The organism is Curtobacterium sp. MCLR17_031 (assembly GCF_003234775.2).
Classification (GTDB): domain Bacteria; phylum Actinomycetota; class Actinomycetes; order Actinomycetales; family Microbacteriaceae; genus Curtobacterium; species Curtobacterium flaccumfaciens.
Window position 1 is genome coordinate 728,583 of the sequence record NZ_CP126270.1, and the last position, 16,901, is coordinate 745,483.

The 16,901-nt window shown below is 69.0% G+C and carries 18 protein-coding genes, 1 tRNA gene and 2 pseudogenes; 13 read left to right on the top strand and 8 right to left on the bottom strand.

Features of this window, described 5'->3' with window-relative positions; genetic code table 11:
• Positions 1-71 precede the first annotated feature (71 nt).
• The 6 genes from DEI96_RS03590 to DEI96_RS03615 form a co-directional block, all read right to left on the bottom strand.
• A complete protein-coding gene (locus DEI96_RS03590) occupies positions 72-317 on the bottom strand; it encodes a hypothetical protein (RefSeq protein WP_110864358.1) in 246 nt (81 codons plus the stop codon).
• A gap of 126 nt (positions 318-443) precedes the next feature.
• Positions 444-1,106, bottom strand: coding sequence for a class I SAM-dependent methyltransferase (locus tag DEI96_RS03595; RefSeq protein ID WP_071406012.1), 663 nt, complete (start codon positions 1,104-1,106; stop codon positions 444-446).
• On the bottom strand, positions 1,103-1,762 hold the full coding sequence (locus DEI96_RS03600) for a TIGR04282 family arsenosugar biosynthesis glycosyltransferase (RefSeq protein WP_111024932.1): 660 nt from the start codon (positions 1,760-1,762) through the stop codon (positions 1,103-1,105). The genes DEI96_RS03595 and DEI96_RS03600 overlap by 4 nt, the downstream gene beginning before the upstream one ends.
• Entirely contained in the window at positions 1,759-2,508 is a 750-nt protein-coding gene (locus DEI96_RS03605) for a glycosyltransferase family 2 protein (RefSeq protein WP_027465082.1), read from the bottom strand. Before DEI96_RS03605 ends, DEI96_RS03600 begins: the two co-directional genes overlap by 4 nt.
• A 366-nt stretch (positions 2,509-2,874) precedes the next feature.
• Positions 2,875-3,945: an NAD-dependent epimerase/dehydratase family protein gene (locus DEI96_RS03610; RefSeq protein WP_111024931.1), complete on the bottom strand. Its 1,071-nt coding sequence runs from the start codon at positions 3,943-3,945 to the stop codon at positions 2,875-2,877.
• The gene (locus DEI96_RS03615) at positions 3,942-4,874 is read right to left on the bottom strand and encodes an MTAP family purine nucleoside phosphorylase (protein WP_111024930.1); all 933 of its coding nucleotides are present in this window, start codon (positions 4,872-4,874) and stop codon (positions 3,942-3,944) included. Before DEI96_RS03615 ends, DEI96_RS03610 begins: the two co-directional genes overlap by 4 nt.
• 107 nt (positions 4,875-4,981) lie before the next feature.
• Here DEI96_RS03615 and DEI96_RS03620 point away from each other — a divergent pair, with 107 nt between their 5' ends.
• The 9 genes and pseudogenes from DEI96_RS03620 (at position 4,982) to DEI96_RS03655 (ending at position 11,469) form a co-directional block, all read left to right on the top strand.
• Positions 4,982-6,232, top strand: coding sequence for a molybdopterin molybdotransferase MoeA (locus DEI96_RS03620; protein WP_111024929.1), 1,251 nt, complete (start codon positions 4,982-4,984; stop codon positions 6,230-6,232).
• A complete protein-coding gene (gene moaC, locus DEI96_RS03625; protein ID WP_214542565.1) occupies positions 6,229-6,717 on the top strand; it encodes a cyclic pyranopterin monophosphate synthase MoaC in 489 nt (162 codons plus the stop codon). Before DEI96_RS03620 ends, moaC begins: the two co-directional genes overlap by 4 nt.
• The gene (locus tag DEI96_RS03630; RefSeq protein WP_027465087.1) at positions 6,714-7,226 is read left to right on the top strand and encodes a MogA/MoaB family molybdenum cofactor biosynthesis protein; all 513 of its coding nucleotides are present in this window, start codon (positions 6,714-6,716) and stop codon (positions 7,224-7,226) included. Before moaC ends, DEI96_RS03630 begins: the two co-directional genes overlap by 4 nt.
• Positions 7,223-7,663 carry a molybdenum cofactor biosynthesis protein MoaE gene (locus tag DEI96_RS03635; protein WP_111024928.1) on the top strand — a complete coding sequence of 147 codons (441 nt, stop codon included), beginning with the start codon at positions 7,223-7,225 and terminating at the stop codon, positions 7,661-7,663. Before DEI96_RS03630 ends, DEI96_RS03635 begins: the two co-directional genes overlap by 4 nt.
• Before the next feature lie 125 nt (positions 7,664-7,788).
• Positions 7,789-8,337: a hypothetical protein gene (locus DEI96_RS03640; RefSeq protein WP_146246979.1), complete on the top strand. Its 549-nt coding sequence runs from the start codon at positions 7,789-7,791 to the stop codon at positions 8,335-8,337.
• Positions 8,334-8,732, top strand: coding sequence for a PLDc N-terminal domain-containing protein (locus tag DEI96_RS03645; RefSeq protein WP_042537802.1), 399 nt, complete (start codon positions 8,334-8,336; stop codon positions 8,730-8,732). The genes DEI96_RS03640 and DEI96_RS03645 overlap by 4 nt, the downstream gene beginning before the upstream one ends.
• A 2-nt stretch (positions 8,733-8,734) precedes the next feature.
• The gene (locus tag DEI96_RS03650) at positions 8,735-9,409 is read left to right on the top strand and encodes a hypothetical protein (RefSeq protein WP_111024926.1); all 675 of its coding nucleotides are present in this window, start codon (positions 8,735-8,737) and stop codon (positions 9,407-9,409) included.
• Positions 9,410-9,621: 212 nt separating this feature from the next.
• A pseudogene (locus DEI96_RS18110) lies at positions 9,622-10,090 on the top strand (ATP-binding cassette domain-containing protein); the annotation flags it as partial.
• A gap of 23 nt (positions 10,091-10,113) precedes the next feature.
• Positions 10,114-11,469, top strand: a complete 1,356-nt coding sequence (locus DEI96_RS03655) for an ABC-F family ATP-binding cassette domain-containing protein (protein WP_502866300.1) — start codon at positions 10,114-10,116, stop codon at positions 11,467-11,469.
• Positions 11,470-11,475: 6 nt separating this feature from the next.
• Here the strand turns inward: DEI96_RS03655 and DEI96_RS03660 are convergent, their stop codons facing one another.
• Entirely contained in the window at positions 11,476-11,952 is a 477-nt protein-coding gene (locus DEI96_RS03660) for a VOC family protein (RefSeq protein ID WP_146246984.1), read from the bottom strand.
• A gap of 47 nt (positions 11,953-11,999) precedes the next feature.
• Positions 12,000-12,494 carry a MarR family winged helix-turn-helix transcriptional regulator gene (locus tag DEI96_RS03665; protein ID WP_071406000.1) on the bottom strand — a complete coding sequence of 165 codons (495 nt, stop codon included), beginning with the start codon at positions 12,492-12,494 and terminating at the stop codon, positions 12,000-12,002.
• Between the two features lie 79 nt (positions 12,495-12,573).
• Between DEI96_RS03665 and DEI96_RS03670 the strand changes: the two genes are divergently transcribed.
• The 4 genes and pseudogenes from DEI96_RS03670 to DEI96_RS03685 all read left to right on the top strand — a co-directional run.
• Positions 12,574-12,645, top strand: a tRNA-Gln gene (locus DEI96_RS03670).
• A 300-nt stretch (positions 12,646-12,945) separates the two neighbouring features.
• Complete coding sequence (locus tag DEI96_RS03675) at positions 12,946-13,917, top strand: HamA C-terminal domain-containing protein (protein ID WP_181440605.1); 972 nt, start codon at positions 12,946-12,948, stop codon at positions 13,915-13,917.
• Positions 13,914-16,580, top strand: coding sequence for a DEAD/DEAH box helicase (locus DEI96_RS03680; protein ID WP_146246985.1), 2,667 nt, complete (start codon positions 13,914-13,916; stop codon positions 16,578-16,580). Before DEI96_RS03675 ends, DEI96_RS03680 begins: the two co-directional genes overlap by 4 nt.
• Before the next feature lie 110 nt (positions 16,581-16,690).
• Positions 16,691-16,856: pseudogene (locus DEI96_RS03685) on the top strand (IS3 family transposase); the annotation flags it as partial.
• Positions 16,857-16,901 lie beyond the last annotated feature (45 nt).

The following is a 16,901-nucleotide window of genomic DNA, read 5'->3' on the forward strand; positions in this document are numbered from 1 at the left end:
GGTCGCCCCACCCGGGTTGAGGGGGGACCCCCGGGGTGGACGACCGCTCGCGGTCTGTGGAGGCAGGTGCCTCAGGCGGTGCGGAATGAACCCGTCGCCGTGCGGAACGAGCCGGTCACGGTGCGCGTCGAGGAGGTCGCGGTGCCGGGACGGCGGAACTGCGTGTCGACGAAGCGGCCGAGTGCGCGGCCGGTGCCGGTGCCGGTGTAGCTGCCGATCGGGCTGCGGGTCGCGTCGCCGGTGAAGGCGCCGAGCTCGGCGCGGGTCTCGAGGCCGGTCACGTAGGCGCCGCCCAGGGGGTTCTGACGGTTCTGCATGGGTGCTCCTCGTCGTCGTGCCGAGGTCCGCAGGTCACCGAGCCGGCGACCGCGACGCCGTCGGCTGGATGACCACCACTCTACGCACTTGTCTTGCATCATGCAAAACAAGCGCGTGTCGGAGACTCAGGCGAGCAGCTCGCAGAAGTTCCGGCCCTCGGCCGTCCAGCTCTGCCGCGCGACCAGTCCGGCTTCCGCCGCGTGCCGGTGCAGGGCGTCGAGGCCGACCTCGGCCCAGGGGAACCCAGCGCTCTCGTTGCCGTCGGCGTCGACCACCCGGGCGGTGTACACGCGGTCGGCCGTGACCTCGGGGTTCGTCTCGACGATGACCCGGCCACCGGCGCGCACGATCTCACGACAGCGGGCGAGCAGGGCCGTGGGGTCGCCGCCGATGCCGATGTTGCCGTCGATCACGAGCGCGGTGTCCCAGTGGCCCTCGTCGGGCACGGCGTCGAACACGGAACCCTGCAGGGCGGTGCCGCCGGAGCGCTGCGCGATGGCGACGGCCTCGGCGGAGACGTCCACGCCCAGCGCCGGGATGCCCCGGGAGCGTGCGGCGACGAGCATCCGGCCCGGGCCGCAGCCGATGTCGATGACCCCGCCGTCGACGTCGTCGAGTAGCGAGCGGTCGACACGGTCGGCGGCGGCACTCCAACGGCCGACGTCCATCGTGGTGACGGCGTCGGGACGGTCGGCGTCGGTCAGGCGCAGGTGGCCGTCGGTGCGGAGCGCACGGGCGTACGGCTCGCCGCCGCCGGCACCGAACGAGACGGGTGCGTGCATGGTCATCGGGTGCTCCCCACGATCTCGGCACGGAGTGCCCGGGTGAAGTCGGAGTCGGGTGCGAGGTCGGCGACCCGCTCGGCGTCCGGCATGGTGTCGACGTCGAGCAGCTCGCCGAGCACGCCCACGTCGAGTCCGGCGTCGGTCAGGCGTGCGAGCTGCACGGCTCCGGTGTCGTCGCGCGACATCGGGACGCCGCGCAGCAGGTCGCCGGTGGGCTGTCGCAGGTACAGCGACCAGAAGCCGCCGTCCTCGGCCGGGCCGAACCAGGCATCGCGGGCGGCGTCGTCGAACACCGGGGCCAGGTCCGCGGTGGACACCTGCGGGGTGTCCATGCCGACGAGCAGCAGCGGACCGTCGACGGCGTCGAACAGGAACCCGAGGCGCTCGTCCAGACCGCCACCGGGCTGGTGCAGCACCTCGAACCCCTCGGCCGCTGCGGGCACGACCTCGCCGTCGAAGAACAGGACCCTGCGAGCGGCGGGGAGTGCGCGGACGGTCGCCAGGGTGTCGCCGAGGCTCGCGGACGCGACGCGCGCGGCGCCCTCGGGGGAGAGCGCCGGCGTCAGCCGGGTCTTCACCTTGCCGGGCAGGCACTCCTTCGCCACGACGGCGACGGTCACGTCGGTGCGCGCAGCGCTGTGGGCGGGGGTGGCGGTCACGAGCGGGCCTCCTCGACCACGGGGGTGGACTCGGCCGCCTGGCGGAGCGGTCCCGGTGCGACGACCCGGACACGGGCCTCCCGGCGGTACGCACGGAGCAGACGGGACATGTCCCGCACCGCGTTGATCGTGCCGCGGAGCGTGCCGGTCACCTTGCTGTCGCCGATGCGCTGCGCGTACCCGATGTCGGACTCGTCGACGCGCCAGCCGGCGGCGTGCGCGGCCAGGACCATCTCGAGCGGGTAGCCGCTGCGGCGGTCGCGCAGGTCGAGGGAGACGAGGTCCTCGCGGCGCATCACGCGCATCGGGCCGAGGTCGCGCAGGCGGTAGCCGGTCGCGCGGTGCATGAGGACGGCGAGGACGCGGTTCGCGAAGCGTGCGTGCGGAGCCCACGCACCGCGGCCCGTCGGGACGCGGCGGCCGAGGGCCAGGTCGACGCGGCCACTGGCCACGCGGTCGACCAGGGGTGGGAGCTCGGCGGGGTCCATCGAGGCGTCGGCGTCGCAGAAGGCGACGAAGTCGGCGGTCGCCGCGGCGACCCCGGCGGCACAGGCTGAACCGAAGCCCTTGACGGGTTCCGTCACCACCAGGGCACCGTGGGCGCGGGCGACGTCGGCCGATCCATCGGTCGATCCGTTGTCGACGACGATGGCCCGGTAGCCCGTGGGGAGCCGCGCGATGACCTTCGGCAGGGCGTCCGCCTCGTCGAGGCACGGCAGGATCACGTCGACAGTCATGTCCGTCATTCGGTGCGGTCGGTCGGATCGACGGGTCTGTCCTGGCATGCACTCGACACAACACGACGACCTGCTGCGGGGTACAGGAAACTGCCGGGTCCTGGTCGTTCGGCGCGTCCGGTCCGCGGACGGTCCCCAGAACGGGGGACAGGGTGCGCGCGTGGGTTCCGCGAGCGGTTGCACAAGACGCCGTCCTGTCGTCGAGACGCCGCCGAATATGGCGGCGTGGTGCCGACACGACGGCGTCTCGCGTGGCCCTGGGGGCGGGGACTGCGGACGGGAGGCGCGGGGCGGGGCCGTCACGGGCCTCCCGTCCGCTGGCTGGTCGCGCTCTCAGGCGCGGCCAGCGGTGCGCCGTTCGCGCACGCGTTCCGGCTAGCGGACGGCGCTGCGGAGCGGTGCCGTCGCGAAGTCGCGCATCCCGGCCTCGAAGTCGACCCCGGCGTGCCAGCCGAGCTCGGCGGCGATGCGTGCCGAACTCGCCGTGACGTGACGGACGTCGCCCAGGCGGTACTCGCCGGTGACGACGGGCTGCGGGCCGTCGGGTCCGGCGATCGCGGCGGCCATGTCGCCGATGGTGTGCACGGTGCCGGAGCCGACGTTGTACGCGCGGAACGTGTCCGACGGCAGGTCGGCGGTCGCCGCGATCGAGGCGGCGTTCGCGCCGGCGACGTCGTCGACGTGCACGAAGTCGCGTCGCTGGGCGCCGTCCTCGAAGACGCGGGGTGCCTCGCCGCGGGCCAGTGCCGAGCGGAACAGGGACGCGACACCGGCGTAGGGGGTGTTCGCCGGCATGCCCGGTCCGTAGACGTTGTGGTACCGGAGCGCGATCGCGCGGCCGCCCGTGGCACGGGCCCAGCTCGAGGCGAGGTGCTCCTGCGCGACCTTCGTCTGCGCGTAGACGTTGCGGGGGTCGAGCGCGGCGGACTCGTCGATCAGGCCGGGCAGCAGGGGCTGACCGTCGGGCCCGATCGGGTCGAAGTGGCCGGCGTCGAGGTCCTCGCGGCGGCGAGCCGGCGGCCGGGTGGGTTCGCCGGAGGCGGTGGTGTACGCGCCCTCGCCGTAGACGACCATCGAGCTGGCGACGACGAGCCGGCCGATGTCGTGCCGGTCCATGCCGGCGAGGACGTGGGCCGTGCCGGCGTCGTTCGACGAGACGTAGTCGGGGGCGTCCTGGAAGTCCACGCCGAGGCCGACCTTGGCGGCCTGGTGGCACACGACGTCGATGCCGTCGAGGGCGGCGTCGAGGGCGATCCGGTCACGGACGTCGCCGTGCACGAACGCGATGCCCTGCTGCTGGTGGGCGTGGATGACCTCGGCGGGGTCGCCGTGCACGTCGTCGCGCAGGGAGTCGAGGACGCGGACCTCGTGGCCGTCGGCCAGGGCGCGGCGGACGATCGCGGAGCCGATGAAGCCGGCGCCGCCGGTGACCAGGAGGCGGCTCATGCGGTGGCACCCGTGGTGGTGGAGGCGGGCTGGGCCTTCGTGGTGGCGGCGGCGGTCGGCTGGGTCTGCATGATGCTGGCGCTCGCGCTGGTCGGGACGAGCTCGCGCGGGGTGAAGTCGGCGGGGATCGCGGCGACGATCTGGCCGATGGCTCGGACGATGACCTCGTTGGCGCGGGCGAGGCGTTCCATGACGAGGGCGTGGGTGACGACGGCGCCGGCGTCGTCGACGTCGGGGCCGCTGGCTGCGGCTGCGGCGGCGGCTTCGTCCTCGGTCGGGGCCAGGCCGGCGTCGGCGTCGGTGACGAACGACAGGTTCACGGTGGCGATGCCGAGTTCGGCGGCCAGGGGGACCTCGGGCGTCATCGTCATGTTGATGGTGTGGCCGCCGGCCTGGCGGAGCCAGACGGACTCGGCGCGGGTGGAGAACCGGGGACCCTGGATGACGACGCAGGTGCCGGTCGGACGGAACGGCACGTCGAGTCCGGCGACGGCGTCGATCGCAGCGCGGCGGAGCGTCGGGTCGAACGGGTCGGCGAAGGACAGGTGCTGCACGTCGTCCTCGAAGAACGTGTCGGCGCGGCCCCAGGTGCGGTCGATGAGCTGGTCGGTCACGACGAAGGTCCCAGGCGCGTAGTCAGGGTGCAGGCCGCCGACGGCACTCGAGGACACGATGGCGCGGACACCGAGCGAACGGAGCGCCCAGACGTTCGCACGGTGGTTGATGCGGTGCGGGGCGACGGAGTGCTCACGGCCGTGGCGGGTCAGGAACGCGACCCGTCGTCCGGCCATCGTGCCGATGCTGATCGGGCTCGACGTCGGGCCGAACGGGGTCGGGACGTCGAGCTCGTCGGCGGTGCCCTCCTCGAACAGCTGGTAGAGGCCGGAGCCTCCGATGACACCGATCGTCACGGCTTCGTCGTTCTCCACAGGTCCTCCGGTTGGTCGTCGGCGCGGGCTGCGCGCTGGATACGCTACTGACGGCGCCACCGGGCGAACCGGGAACGGCGCCACCAACCCCCTGTTCGGAGGCACCTGTGCGAACGATCGGTCAGCACCGCGACGACCTGGCGGCGTTGCTCGCGCCGGTGGTGGCGGGCCTCGGAGCGGAAGAACTGCCGCTCGACGAACTCGCCGGTGCGGGTGCCGGTGCCGGTGCCGGTGCGGGTGCCGGGTTGGCACACCGCGTGCTCGCCTCGGCCGTTCTGTCGCCCGTTCCGCTGCCGCCGTTCGACAACAGTCAGATGGACGGGTTCGCCGTGCGGGCCGCGGACGCGGGGCAGGCCGTCCGGGTCGTCGCCCCGATCCCGGCCGGCGTGGTGCCCGAACCGCTCGAGCCCGGCACGGCCGCGCCGATCATGACCGGTGCGCGGATCCCGACCGGTGCCGACGCGGTGTTCCCGGTCGAAGCGACCGGGCCGGGCGCGTTCCCGGCGGCGCTCGAGCTGCCCCGGGTGACGGTGCCCGCCGACCTGACCGCCGGCACCTTCGTGCGGGTGACCGGCAGTGACCTGCCCACCGGTGCCGAGCTCGCTCCGGCCGGCTCCCCGGTCACGCCGGCGCTGCTCGGAGCCCTGGCTGCTGCGGGGGTGACGACCGTGTCGGTGCGCCGACCGCTGCGGGTCCTCGTCGTGTCGACCGGGTCTGAGCTGCAGGGCGCCGACACGGACGCGGCGACCATCGGTGACGCGAACGGCATCGCGCTGCGGGCAGCCCTTGCCCAGGTCGGTGCCGACTCGCGGGCCGTCCGGGTGCCCGACGACGTCGATGCCTTCGACCGGGCGCTCGACGCGGCCGTGGGGGACTGGGCCGAGCTCGTGGTGACCACCGGGGGCATCAGCGCCGGGGCGTACGAGGTCGTGCGACAGGCACTCGAACCCCGCGGGCTCGCGGTGACGCCGGTCGCGATGCAACCCGGTGGGCCACAGGCGTTCGGCAGCGTCGTGTTCGGTGCCGGTCGAGCCGTGCCCGTCGTGTCCTTCCCCGGCAACCCGGTGTCGGCGCTCGTCTCGTTCGAGGTGTTCCTGCGCCCGCTCCTCGCCGGCGCCGTCGGACTCACGCCGGACCGCCCCACGCAGGTCCTGCCGGCCGCGTCCGCTGCCGACTCACCCGCCGGCAAGCACCAGGTCCGTCGCGGCCGGGTGCAGGACGGTGCCGTGCACTTCGTCGGTGGGCCGAGTTCACACCTGCTCGTGCACTACGCCGCCGCCACCCACCTGGTGCACGTCCCCGTGGGGGTCGACACCGTCGAGGTCGGCGACCCCCTGACCGTCTGGAGCCTCCGATGACCGACCCGTCCGCCCCTGACCAGCTGTCGCACGTCCGCGCCGACGGCAGCGCGCACATGGTCGACGTCTCCGCGAAGGACGTCACCGACCGGTCGGCCACCGCCACCGCCACCGTCGTCACCCGCCCCGACGTCGTCGCACGCATCCTCGACGGTTCGCTGCCCAAGGGCGAGGTCGTCGGCACCGCTCGGATCGCGGCGATCATGGCGGTGAAGAAGACCTCCGACCTGATCCCGCTGTGCCACCCGCTGCCGATCGCCGGCGTGCAGGTCGACATCACCGGCACCGACGACCGCGTGCTGATCGAGGTGTCGGTCCGCACGACCTCGCGCACCGGCGTCGAGATGGAAGCCCTGACCGGGGCGAGCGTCGCCGCCCTGACGGTGTACGACATGGTGAAGGCCGTCGACCGAGCGGCCGTGATCACGGACGTGCGCGTGCTCGAGAAGCACGGCGGGCGCTCCGGGGACTGGAGCAACCGATGACCGCCGAGCCGACCAGGGGCCGGGCCGCCGTCGTCGTGGTGTCCACGCAGGCCGCCGCCGACCCCGCGCTCGACCGCACCGGACCCGTCATCGTCGACTGGCTGCGCGACCGCGGGTTCACCACGAGCGACCCGATCATCGTCCCCGACGGCGGCGCGATCACCGAGACCGTCACCGCGGAGCTCCTGGCCGACGCCCGGGTCGTGATCACCACCGGCGGCACCGGGGTCACCCCGACCGACCGGACCCCCGAGGCGGTGGCGGGCCTGATCGACCTCGAACTGCCCGGCATCACCGAGGAGATCCGTCGACGCGGACTCGCGGGTGCCGGCCCAACCGCCCTGCTCACCCGCGGGGTCGCCGGGGTCACGAACGCCGGCTGTCTGCTCGTCACCCTGCCCGGGTCGCGCGGTGGGGTGTCCGACGGCCTCGCCGTGCTCGACGGAGTACTCGACCACGTGGTCGCCCAGGTGCACGGCGAGGGCCACGCCCCGCGGAGCGCCTCGTGAGCACCACCGAGTCCGCCGCACGGGTCGTGCTCGCCGACGTCGTCGACCGCGACATCAGCGTCGACGAGGTCGCAGCCGTGGTGGCCACCGAACAGGACGGCGCCGTGGTGACCTTCGCCGGCATCGTCCGAGACCACGACGGTGGCAAGGGCGTCACCGCGCTCGACTACGAGCGGCACCCCAGCGCCGGCGAGGTCATCACCGAGGTCGCCCGGACCATCGCCGAGCACCACCCCGACGTCCGGATCGCCGTCCTGCACCGCGTCGGGGCGCTCGGCATCGGGGACGTCGCGCTCGCCGCAGCGGTGTCGTCGTCGCACCGGGCGCAGGCGTTCGCCGCGTGCGGTGCGCTGGTCGACCTGGTGAAGGAGCGCGTGCCGATCTGGAAGCACCAGCGGTTCACCGACGGGACGGACGAGTGGGTCGCGGCGCTGTGACCGACGTAGCCCAGACCGACACCGAGCGCGCGGCGGCGGGGCGACGCTGGGCCGAAGCCGACGAACGTGCGCACCTGTTCCTCGCGCAGACCCGGACACCCAGCCCGCCGGTCCTCGGGTTCGTCGTGGCCATCGGGCTGGTGCTGGTGGCGCTGTGCATCGCGGCGATCGCCGTGCCCGCCGGATCGGACGCTCGCTTCGCAGTTGCCGGCGTCGTCACCACACTGGGCTTCGTCATCGGTCTCGGCGACGCCGTTCGGGTCCTGATCCGCCGGAGACGGAACGGCGCGGAAGCTCGTCGTGCGCCGGTGCTCGCGCCGCTGCAGCAACGCGAACAGCGCGCGGTGACGGAGACGGCGACCGGGCGACGGGCTGCGCCGGAGGACCGCCGGATCGTCGTGCAGGCGAGAGCGGTCGAACTGGGCTGCGGCGGCGAACTGGCCAGTCTGGCTGGGTTCGTGATCGTGTGGTCTGCGATCACGTTCGCTGGTGGTGCGTTCTGGCCCTTCGCCGTGGCGGGCGGCATCGCCACGGCGGGGCAGTTCGCATGGACGGCACGGTCCGCGGTGCTCGCCCGCCGCTACCTCGACGCCGACCCTGTGCACCTTCGCAACCACGACGCTCGTTCGGGGAATGGTGACACTCCAAGCGGATCCATAGAATCGCGAACATGAGCGTCTTGCTGCCCGGGATCACCGTCATCCTGCTGGTCTTCGCCCTGATCGACATCCTGACGAAGACGGATGACCAGATCCGCGGCCTGCCGAAGATCGCGTGGGTGATCCTCGTGATCCTGGTCCCCGTCGTCGGCAGCATCGTCTGGTTCGCCATCGGCCACGACTGGGCTCCGGGCGAACGGAACCACGGTCGCTACATCGAGCCGACCCGCCACGAGGACCGGTACGCCACCCTCGGCGACGCCCGCAGTGCCCACGGCGCCAAGCGCGTCACCGGCACCGAGCAGGAGCTCGCCGAGCTCGAACGCGAGATCGAGTACTGGGAGGCGCAGGCCCGCCTGAAGCGTGCCAAGGAGGCCGCGGGCGAAGGCGACACCGCCCCCGCGAGCTGATCGTGTCCACGCCGGCCCCGCATGAGTTCGCCGGAGCCACCGTCTCCGAGGAGACCTGGCAGCAGGTGGAGGACCGTCTCGCGGGGGCGCCAGTCGGACCGCGTGTCCGCCGTTCGATGGTCCGGCGGGTCATCTGGATCGTGCTGGCCGTCGTCGCCGCGGTTGCAGCCGGGTGGCTGAGCGCCGAACACCTGCCGCGCTTCGAGCTGCCCTCGACCGGAAGTGGCCTGCCGGACTGGGCGTTCTTCGTCATCGTCCCGCTCATGATCGTTGGCCCGGTCTGCTGGGTCACCGCAATCGTCCGAGGCGGTGGACAGTTCCAGAGCGCGCTGTCCGACCCGATGCTCGGGCTTCCTCGTGCCGTCCGCCGACGGATCGAGCGCATGGCTCGTGGGCAGCAGCCCGCCGATCCGCAGCACCGGACCGCGCTCGTCGCACTCGCCGGCCGTCGGCTCGGTCAATCGACCTCGACGTTCTGGCTCGCCCTCGGATGGACGCCGTTCGCGTTCGCGCAGTTCCTGCTCAACTGGGCGACGTTGTTCGGGCTGCTGTACGCGCTCCTCGCCGTGTTCTTCCTCGCGATGCTGCTCTGGACCGTCTGCAAGCGGAAGCAGTGGCGAGCGTTCCTGCAGGAGACCGAGCCCCGCGCCGGGGCCGAGCCGGCCCCCGCGAGCTGACCCGGGCCTCCAGGCCGACGCGCCGACGCACCGTGCGCGGCCTGTCGGCTGGTGCGAGGTTGCGCGCTCCGTGTGCCGCTACAAGCTCGCACCGAGCGGGCAACCTCGCACCACTCGAACGAGCGCGCACCGTGCGCCCAGAGCCGGTCGGCCACCCGCCCCAACCACCCGCCCCGCACCCACCACCCCGCCGCGCCACCTACCCTTGACGCGTGGCACATCTCCTCGGCGCCGAGAACCTGCATCTCGAGTTCCCCACCAAGGTCGTCTTCGACAACGTCACCCTCGGCATCGACGAGGGTGACCGGATCGGCGTCGTCGGCCGGAACGGCGACGGCAAGTCGACCCTCCTCGCCCTGCTGTCCCAGCGACTCGAGCCGGACGGCGGCCGCGTCACGCACCGCCGCGGGCTGACCATCGGGTACCTGGACCAGCGCGACATCCTGCCCGAGGGCGCGACCGTCGGCAGCACCGTCGTCGGCGACCTCGAGGAGCACGAGTGGGCCGGTGACCCGAAGATTCGCGACATCATCGGCGGTCTGGTCTCGGACATCCCGTGGGACGTCAGCGTCGACGAGCTGTCCGGTGGGCAGCGGCGCCGTGTGGCCCTCGCGCGGCTGCTGGTCGGCGACTGGGACGTCCTGTTCCTGGACGAGCCGACCAACCACCTGGACGTCGAGGGGATCGAGTGGCTCGCCGGGCACATCAACCGCCGCTGGTCGTCGAACCAGGGCGGCATGGTCGTCGTGACGCACGACCGGTGGTTCCTCGACGCGGTGTCGACCGACACGTGGGAGGTCCACGACGGCGTCGTCGATCCCTTCGAAGGTGGCTACGCCGCGTACATCCTGCAGCGTGTCGAGCGTGACCGGCAGGCCGCCACGATCGAGCAGCGCCGCCAGAACCTGGCCCGCAAGGAGCTCGCGTGGCTCCGCCGCGGCGCCCCGGCCCGCACGAGCAAGCCGAAGTTCCGCATCGACGCGGCGAACGCCCTGATCGACGACGTCCCGCCGATCCGCGACACCGTCGCGCTGTCCCGGACGGCGACCGCGCGCCTCGGCAAGGACGTCGTCGACCTGCTCGACGTGAGCGTCTCGTTCGACGGCACGCAGATCCTCGACCGCATCGAGTGGCGCATCGCACCGGGGGAGCGGACCGGCATCCTCGGCCCGAACGGCGCCGGCAAGTCGACGCTGCTCAACCTGGTCTCCGGCCGTCTGAGGCCGACGAGCGGACGGGTGAAGACCGGCAAGACAGTGCAGGTCGCGGTGCTCGACCAGCAGCTCGCCGACCTGCAGCAGTTCGCCGACGACCGCGTGCGCGAGGTGGTGGCGCGCAAGAAGACGAGCTACGTCGCCGACGGCAAGGAGATGACGCCGTCGCAGCTGCTCGAGCGGCTCGGCTTCACCTCGGAGCAGCTCTCCACGCCCGTCAAGGACCAGTCCGGTGGGCAGAAGCGGCGCCTGCAGCTCATGCTCATCCTGCTCGACGAGCCGAACGTGCTGATCCTCGACGAGCCCACAAACGACCTCGACACCGACATGCTCGCCGCCATGGAGGACCTGCTCGACACCTGGCCCGGCACCCTGCTGGTCGTCAGCCACGACCGGTACCTGCTCGAGCGCGTCACTGACCAGCAGTACGCCGTGCTCGGCGGGCATCTGCGCCACCTGCCCGGCGGCGTCGACGAGTACATGCGTCTGCGCGAGGCCGGCACCGGTGGCGGGACCGCCTCTGCGGCTGCCGCCGCGTCTGCCGGGAGGCCCGACACCGTCGGCGGGACCGGCTCGGCCGGTGCCGTGGCCGGGTCCACGGCCGCCGGTGCGTCCGCCCTGTCGGGAGCGGACCGGCGGACGGCCGAGAAGGAGATGTCGGCGCTCGACCGGAAGATCGCGAAGGTCGGCGCGGACCGCAAGAAGCTGCTCGACCAGTTCGCGACGCACGACCAGTCCGACTACGCCGGACTCGGCGAACTGCAGGCGAAGCTCGGTGCGCTCGAGGCCGAGGTGGAGCAGCTCGAGGAGCGCTGGCTCGAGGTCGCGGAGCTGCTCGGGGTCTGAGCCGGTCTACTCGACGGACGCGGGGTCGACCGCCTCCTGGCCGCTGTCCGTCGGTGTGGCGTCATCGGGGGCCCCACCGCCGGGGTTCGCCACGACCTCCCACAGGTGCCCGTCCGGGTCCTGGAAGAAGCCGGACCACATGCCCCACGGGCGCGTGTAGGGCGGTTCGGGCATCGTGGCGCCCGCTGCCTGCGCCCGTTCGAGGAACGCCTCGGCCTCGGCCTGACTGCTCGTGAAGTGCCCGATCGTGCTGCTCGGTGCCGTGGCCAACTGCACGCCGGAGTCCTTCGCCATGTCGTCCCGGCCGTAGACGCTGACGATCAGGCCGTCGTCGAGGGTGAACATCGCCGTGGTGCCGCCGGCCTGCGTCTCGGTGGCGGGGTACTCGGTGCCGATGACGCCGCTGCCCTCGATGCCGAGCAGGGCGCGGTAGAACTCGGCCGATCGAGCGACGTCGGCGACGGCGAGGGTGATGGCGTGCATGCGCCGCACGCTACGCCGGGGCCGCTCGGCCCGTGTCGCGCTTTCGGTCAGTCCCCGAGACCCAGGATGAGCCGGCGGAGCAGCCCGGCCAACTGGCCCTGCTCGTCGGCGGAGACCCCGGACAGGATGTCGCGCTCGGCGGCCAGCAGGTCCGCGATCGCCGCGTCCACCGCCACCCGGCCCTTGCTCGTGAGCGAGACGAGGATGCCGCGGCCGTCCTTCGGGTCGGTCCGCCGCCCCACGAAGCCGCGGGCCGCCAGGCGGTCCACCCGGTTCGTCATCGTGCCGCTCGACACCAGGGTCTGCTGCAGCAGGGTCTTCGGGCTCAGCTCGTACGGCTCACCCGCGCGCCGCAGGGCCGACAGGACGTCGAACTCCCACGGCTCCATGTCGCTCGCGTCGAACGCGGTCCGCCTGGCGCGGTCCAGGTGCCGGGCGAGCCGGTCCACGCGGGACAGGACCTCGAGCGGGCCGAAGTCGAGGTCGGCACGCTCACGACCCCACGCCGCGACGATGCGATCGACCTCGTCCTCATGCGGCATCCCTCCATCTTGGCCGAACCCGGAGCGGACAGCCAGCCTCGTCGGTCGTGGGAAGATGAAGGAGCACCCCTTGGTGCGTTCCGCCTTGGTGTAATGGCAGCACGACGGCCTTTGGTGCCGTTAGGTCCGGGTTCGAATCCTGGAGGCGGAGCGGGGACCGCGCCGTTCACGTTGCTTCACCTCGACCGCGCAGACGCGTAGCCGTGAGATCCGGGTTCGAATCCATATTGAGCGTTATCGGCGTGACCTCGTAGTGACCAGGAGCGGTGACCTGTCCGCCAGCCTTTCTTCTGACACAGAGATCGTGGCTGCTGCCACGTGGCTGGTGCCTCGCGGTGGAGGCACCCCCGGCCGGCTCCGGCCCAATCGGTGCATGTCGGGGGCCGATGCCGCGCGATCGTCACATAGGCTACGGAGAGTTGAGGATCGAACGGTTTTAGGGGCGAGGCACGTGCAGCTGGGTGACTACCTTCCGATGACGTTGAAGCTTAGAGATGACTTTCTTGCTCTCTTCAGCGCGGCGGATCCGCTCACTATCTCAAAGCGGACGCAGTGCCACTTGCACATCCTGAAGATGTCTGGCGGAAGCCCAGATCTTCACGGACTGTACAGTCTGCTCAATCAGGCCGCGCTCCGCTATGCGCTGTCTCGGCGCAATGCCACCGCGGCGTTCGCGGAGCCGGAGCGGATCGCCGCAGCGGTCAGTCAAGCTCAAGCTCGATTCAAGACTCCAGATCCATTGAATGGGGAAGGGGGTGAACTACTGCTATATGGATTCCTGGAGGGACATCTTGGTGCACCAAAGATACTAACCAAGATGGAGTTGAAGACCTCAGGTAATGATTACGTCAAGGGCGCGGATGGCCTACATCTCTTGCAGCGAGACGATGATACATTCGAGCTGATTTTCGGCGAGTCCAAGATGTACGGCGACGGCAAGGCAGGGCCCGGCACAAGCTTAAAAAGCGCCCTCCGCGCAGCATTTGCCTCGATGGCAAAAGTAGCGAAGGGCGGGTTTGCGTTCGAAACTTGGCTTATCAATAGTGAGTTGCTCAAGGAAGTTGCGGATGATGAGGCACTAGAAGTAATCAGCGCGATCCTCCTCCCCGAACTTGCGGCCACGGTGCAACGCGTAAATTCGTTTGGCGTGATGATCGGCTATGAGATCGATGTCACGACCTGGGGCGTGGAGGATTTGAGCGACGAGGAGCTAGCCGCACGCATCGACAAGGAAGCAGCGGACCTTTTGACAAACCAGATTCCCTACATCAAGGGTAGAATTGCAAAGCATGGACTTAAGCACTACGAGTTTCACATCTACGCCGTGCCTTTCCTCGTAGATCTCGACGCGGATGAGCCACGCGGCATAGAGGCTGTGCGGATGGATCTGGCTCATGCGATCAAGAATGGGGCTGCAGCTTGACCGGGGCAACGATCGCTACCCGCCTCTCCGAGATGATCGTCGCCCAACCGGCGTATGTTCAGCTGATGGCTGCCTTCGATCTGCGCGCTGCCACTCAGCTACTCGGCTTGCCAACTACTTACGATCCTGCAACTTCCACCAACATACGCCGCATGCTTCGATATGCAGATGTGTTGTCTCAGTCAGACAGTCAACGACATCGAGCGGAGGCTTTGCGACTTGTGACTCACCTAGTTGACCACTCCGCAGTGGTCCGAAACAAAAAAAAGAATCTCGCTGCGCAGATCTCCGCTACCGTGGAAGCGGTCCTGTTGCAGCTGGGGAATTTTCCGGGGCTTCAAACCCTTTCCAAGAGCGCACTTCCCGAACCGACGCTGCCTGTCGATCGAGAACTTCATAGAGCCTGGAAAGCCGATCGAAATCGCACGCGGCCAGGTGCGCGGGTGTTGACCGATGCGCAGTGGCGTATTGCGTCCCAAATTCAGAATTCTCAAAGATTTAGCTTCTCCGGACCGACCTCGCTCGGGAAATCCTTCCTGCTGCGCGAGCTTATTCGTGATGCGGTCGATGCAGCGAGGCAGGATGCGGCACCAGCCGCTCAGTTCGTTGCGGTAGTTCTCGTACCAACGGTCGCCTTGATCTCGCAAGTTGAAAGAGACTTACGTGCCGAACTGGGAGAGGGTGTTTCTGTCTCGTCTCATCCCGTGATTCCAAGACTGGTACGCGAGAACGCAGAAGCAGTCGTCCTAGTTCTCACTCCCGAACGGATGCTCCGCTTTCTAGCGAGCGAACCGCTGGTGCTGAGTCATGTATTTGTTGACGAAGCGCACCGTGCCGTCCAGGATGGAGACGACCGAGCCCCCATATACTATCAAGCGCTGACTGAGGCTTTGCGACGTTTTCAGCCGGTACTCGGATTTTCGTCGCCGAACGTCTCTAATCCGGAAATCTTGGGTGAGGTTTTCGGGCTGGAAACAACGTCAGTGCAAGTTGAAGAGCGGGCGGTCCTCCAGCGAAGAATGTTCGTCGATCTTGTAGAAGGGCATGTCCAAGTGTTCAGCGGCGACGGCACTGTCACGCAACTACAACACGATTCCGTGGAATCGGCGGCGGAATTCATTGCGCGCGTAGCGGTTAACGAGAAAACTATCGTCTACATCAATTCTGCTGCCGGCGCGGTGGGGTTCGCGCGTGAACTCGCGAATCTACGAGGGGTGGTAGCTACGTCCCAGGTGGCGGAAATGAGAACGTTCCTGCGCGAATCGGTTCACCGTGACTACTACATGCGCGAGACGGTCCAGCGTGGCGTCGTGTTCCACCATGGGGTCATTCCGGCTGAAGTCCGGGATCGGGTCGAGGCAATCTTCTCAGACTCGTCGTCCGGAGTGAACTTTGTGGTTTGCACTTCGACACTTCTTGAAGGTGTCAATATGCCGGCTAAGAACATCGTTGTGCTGCATGACACTCAGGGCACGGCGGCTCTCAAGGCGTTCGACTTCAACAATCTCATCGGTCGCGCAGGACGCCTAGCTAAAGAGTTTTACGGTAACGTCATTGCGTTGCGCGACGCTAAGAATCGCTGGAATTCAGGGACGGTCGATTTAGTCGGGGAATCAACTTCAACGGTTCTTCACAACTTCCTTTTGGAGGATAGCCGCCGGCGTGCTCCGTTCACCGACATGCAGAAGGTCCTCGATGGAGAACGCTCATCGAGCTGGACTCAGTCCCGAAGAATTACGGCGCAACGTTACGCATCCGTGCTTGCCGCCGAGCATATCGGGGGTACTCCAACCCTCCTGAGCGATAAGTTCATTGCGAAAGCCGTCGGTGGCGAGAGGACGCTCGCCGCGCTGACGGCTCGGAACAGCCTCTCTGTCGAAATCATTCGTTCTTCCCCGGACATCCTCATCGAGTACCAAATCGGGGTAGCAGACAGTATTCGGGCCGGGAGGGCGCGGGCACGGTTGATTCCGATCGACGCGGACCTGTCAGACCTTGAGGTGTACTACCAGCTTCTTCGTGACTTAGGTGAGTCCTATCGTTGGGAGACTGAGGAGCGTCAGGGCCGGTCCCCGCTTATTCGGGGCAAAAGCGCTGAGGCCGTCGATGCGAATTACTGGTATTGGGCGCGCGTGATGCGGTCGTGGGTGCTGGGCGAGTCTGTGAGTCAGGTGATCGCTTCTTCCATTGCCCATCACGTCTCGACGGGCAAGATTTGGGTTCGCGACTACAGTGCGCCGACCCCATTGAGGCTCGAGTCCTTCGATCGGTCTTCCGCAGAGCACTTGAACATTGTCATCGAGGACACGTTCCGCGATCTGGATGGTGGGCTGCGTCACACTGTGCTTCGTTACGCGCAGAACTACCATGAGCTGTCCGTAGCGGCCGTAGGCCTTGACGAGGCTGGCCCGAACGTCGCTGTGCTGGTTGAGTACGGATCCACCGACCCGCTGGTGGTAGATCTCCAGCAGCTGGGCCTGTCCAGAACCGCCGCTCTCGAGTTGGCGCGGTCCGATGGTGAGTTGTTCGTCCTAGGGGAGGGCCGGGAGCTCATCGGGGTCAATGCTGCTAGTTTTGTGGTCGTTGAGGATGTGTCTACAGAGGTGCTTCTCGAGTTCTGGAGCTTGGTGGGACCGCTTATGAGGCAGCAGGCGGAGGGGTAGCTGGGGATTGCTGGCGGCTCGGTAGACTCCTGAGTGGTAGGGGCACGGGTTCCTGCTGGGGCCCGCGGCAGCCGTTTTCGTTCCGCGTCGTCCGGGAGATCGAGGCCGCCGGGTTGTTCGGATCGATGGGACGGGTTGGCGCGTTCGCGGACAACGCCGCGGCGCGGCCGTTCTTCGCTCTCCTGCAGACGAACGTCCTTAACCGAAGAACGATGGGCGCGAGGGACGAGGTTCCGACTTGTGATCATCACCTGGATCGAGGCGAACTACCCTCGGTGACGACGGCAACGTGGGTCGGGAAGCTGATCCCCATCGGGTAGG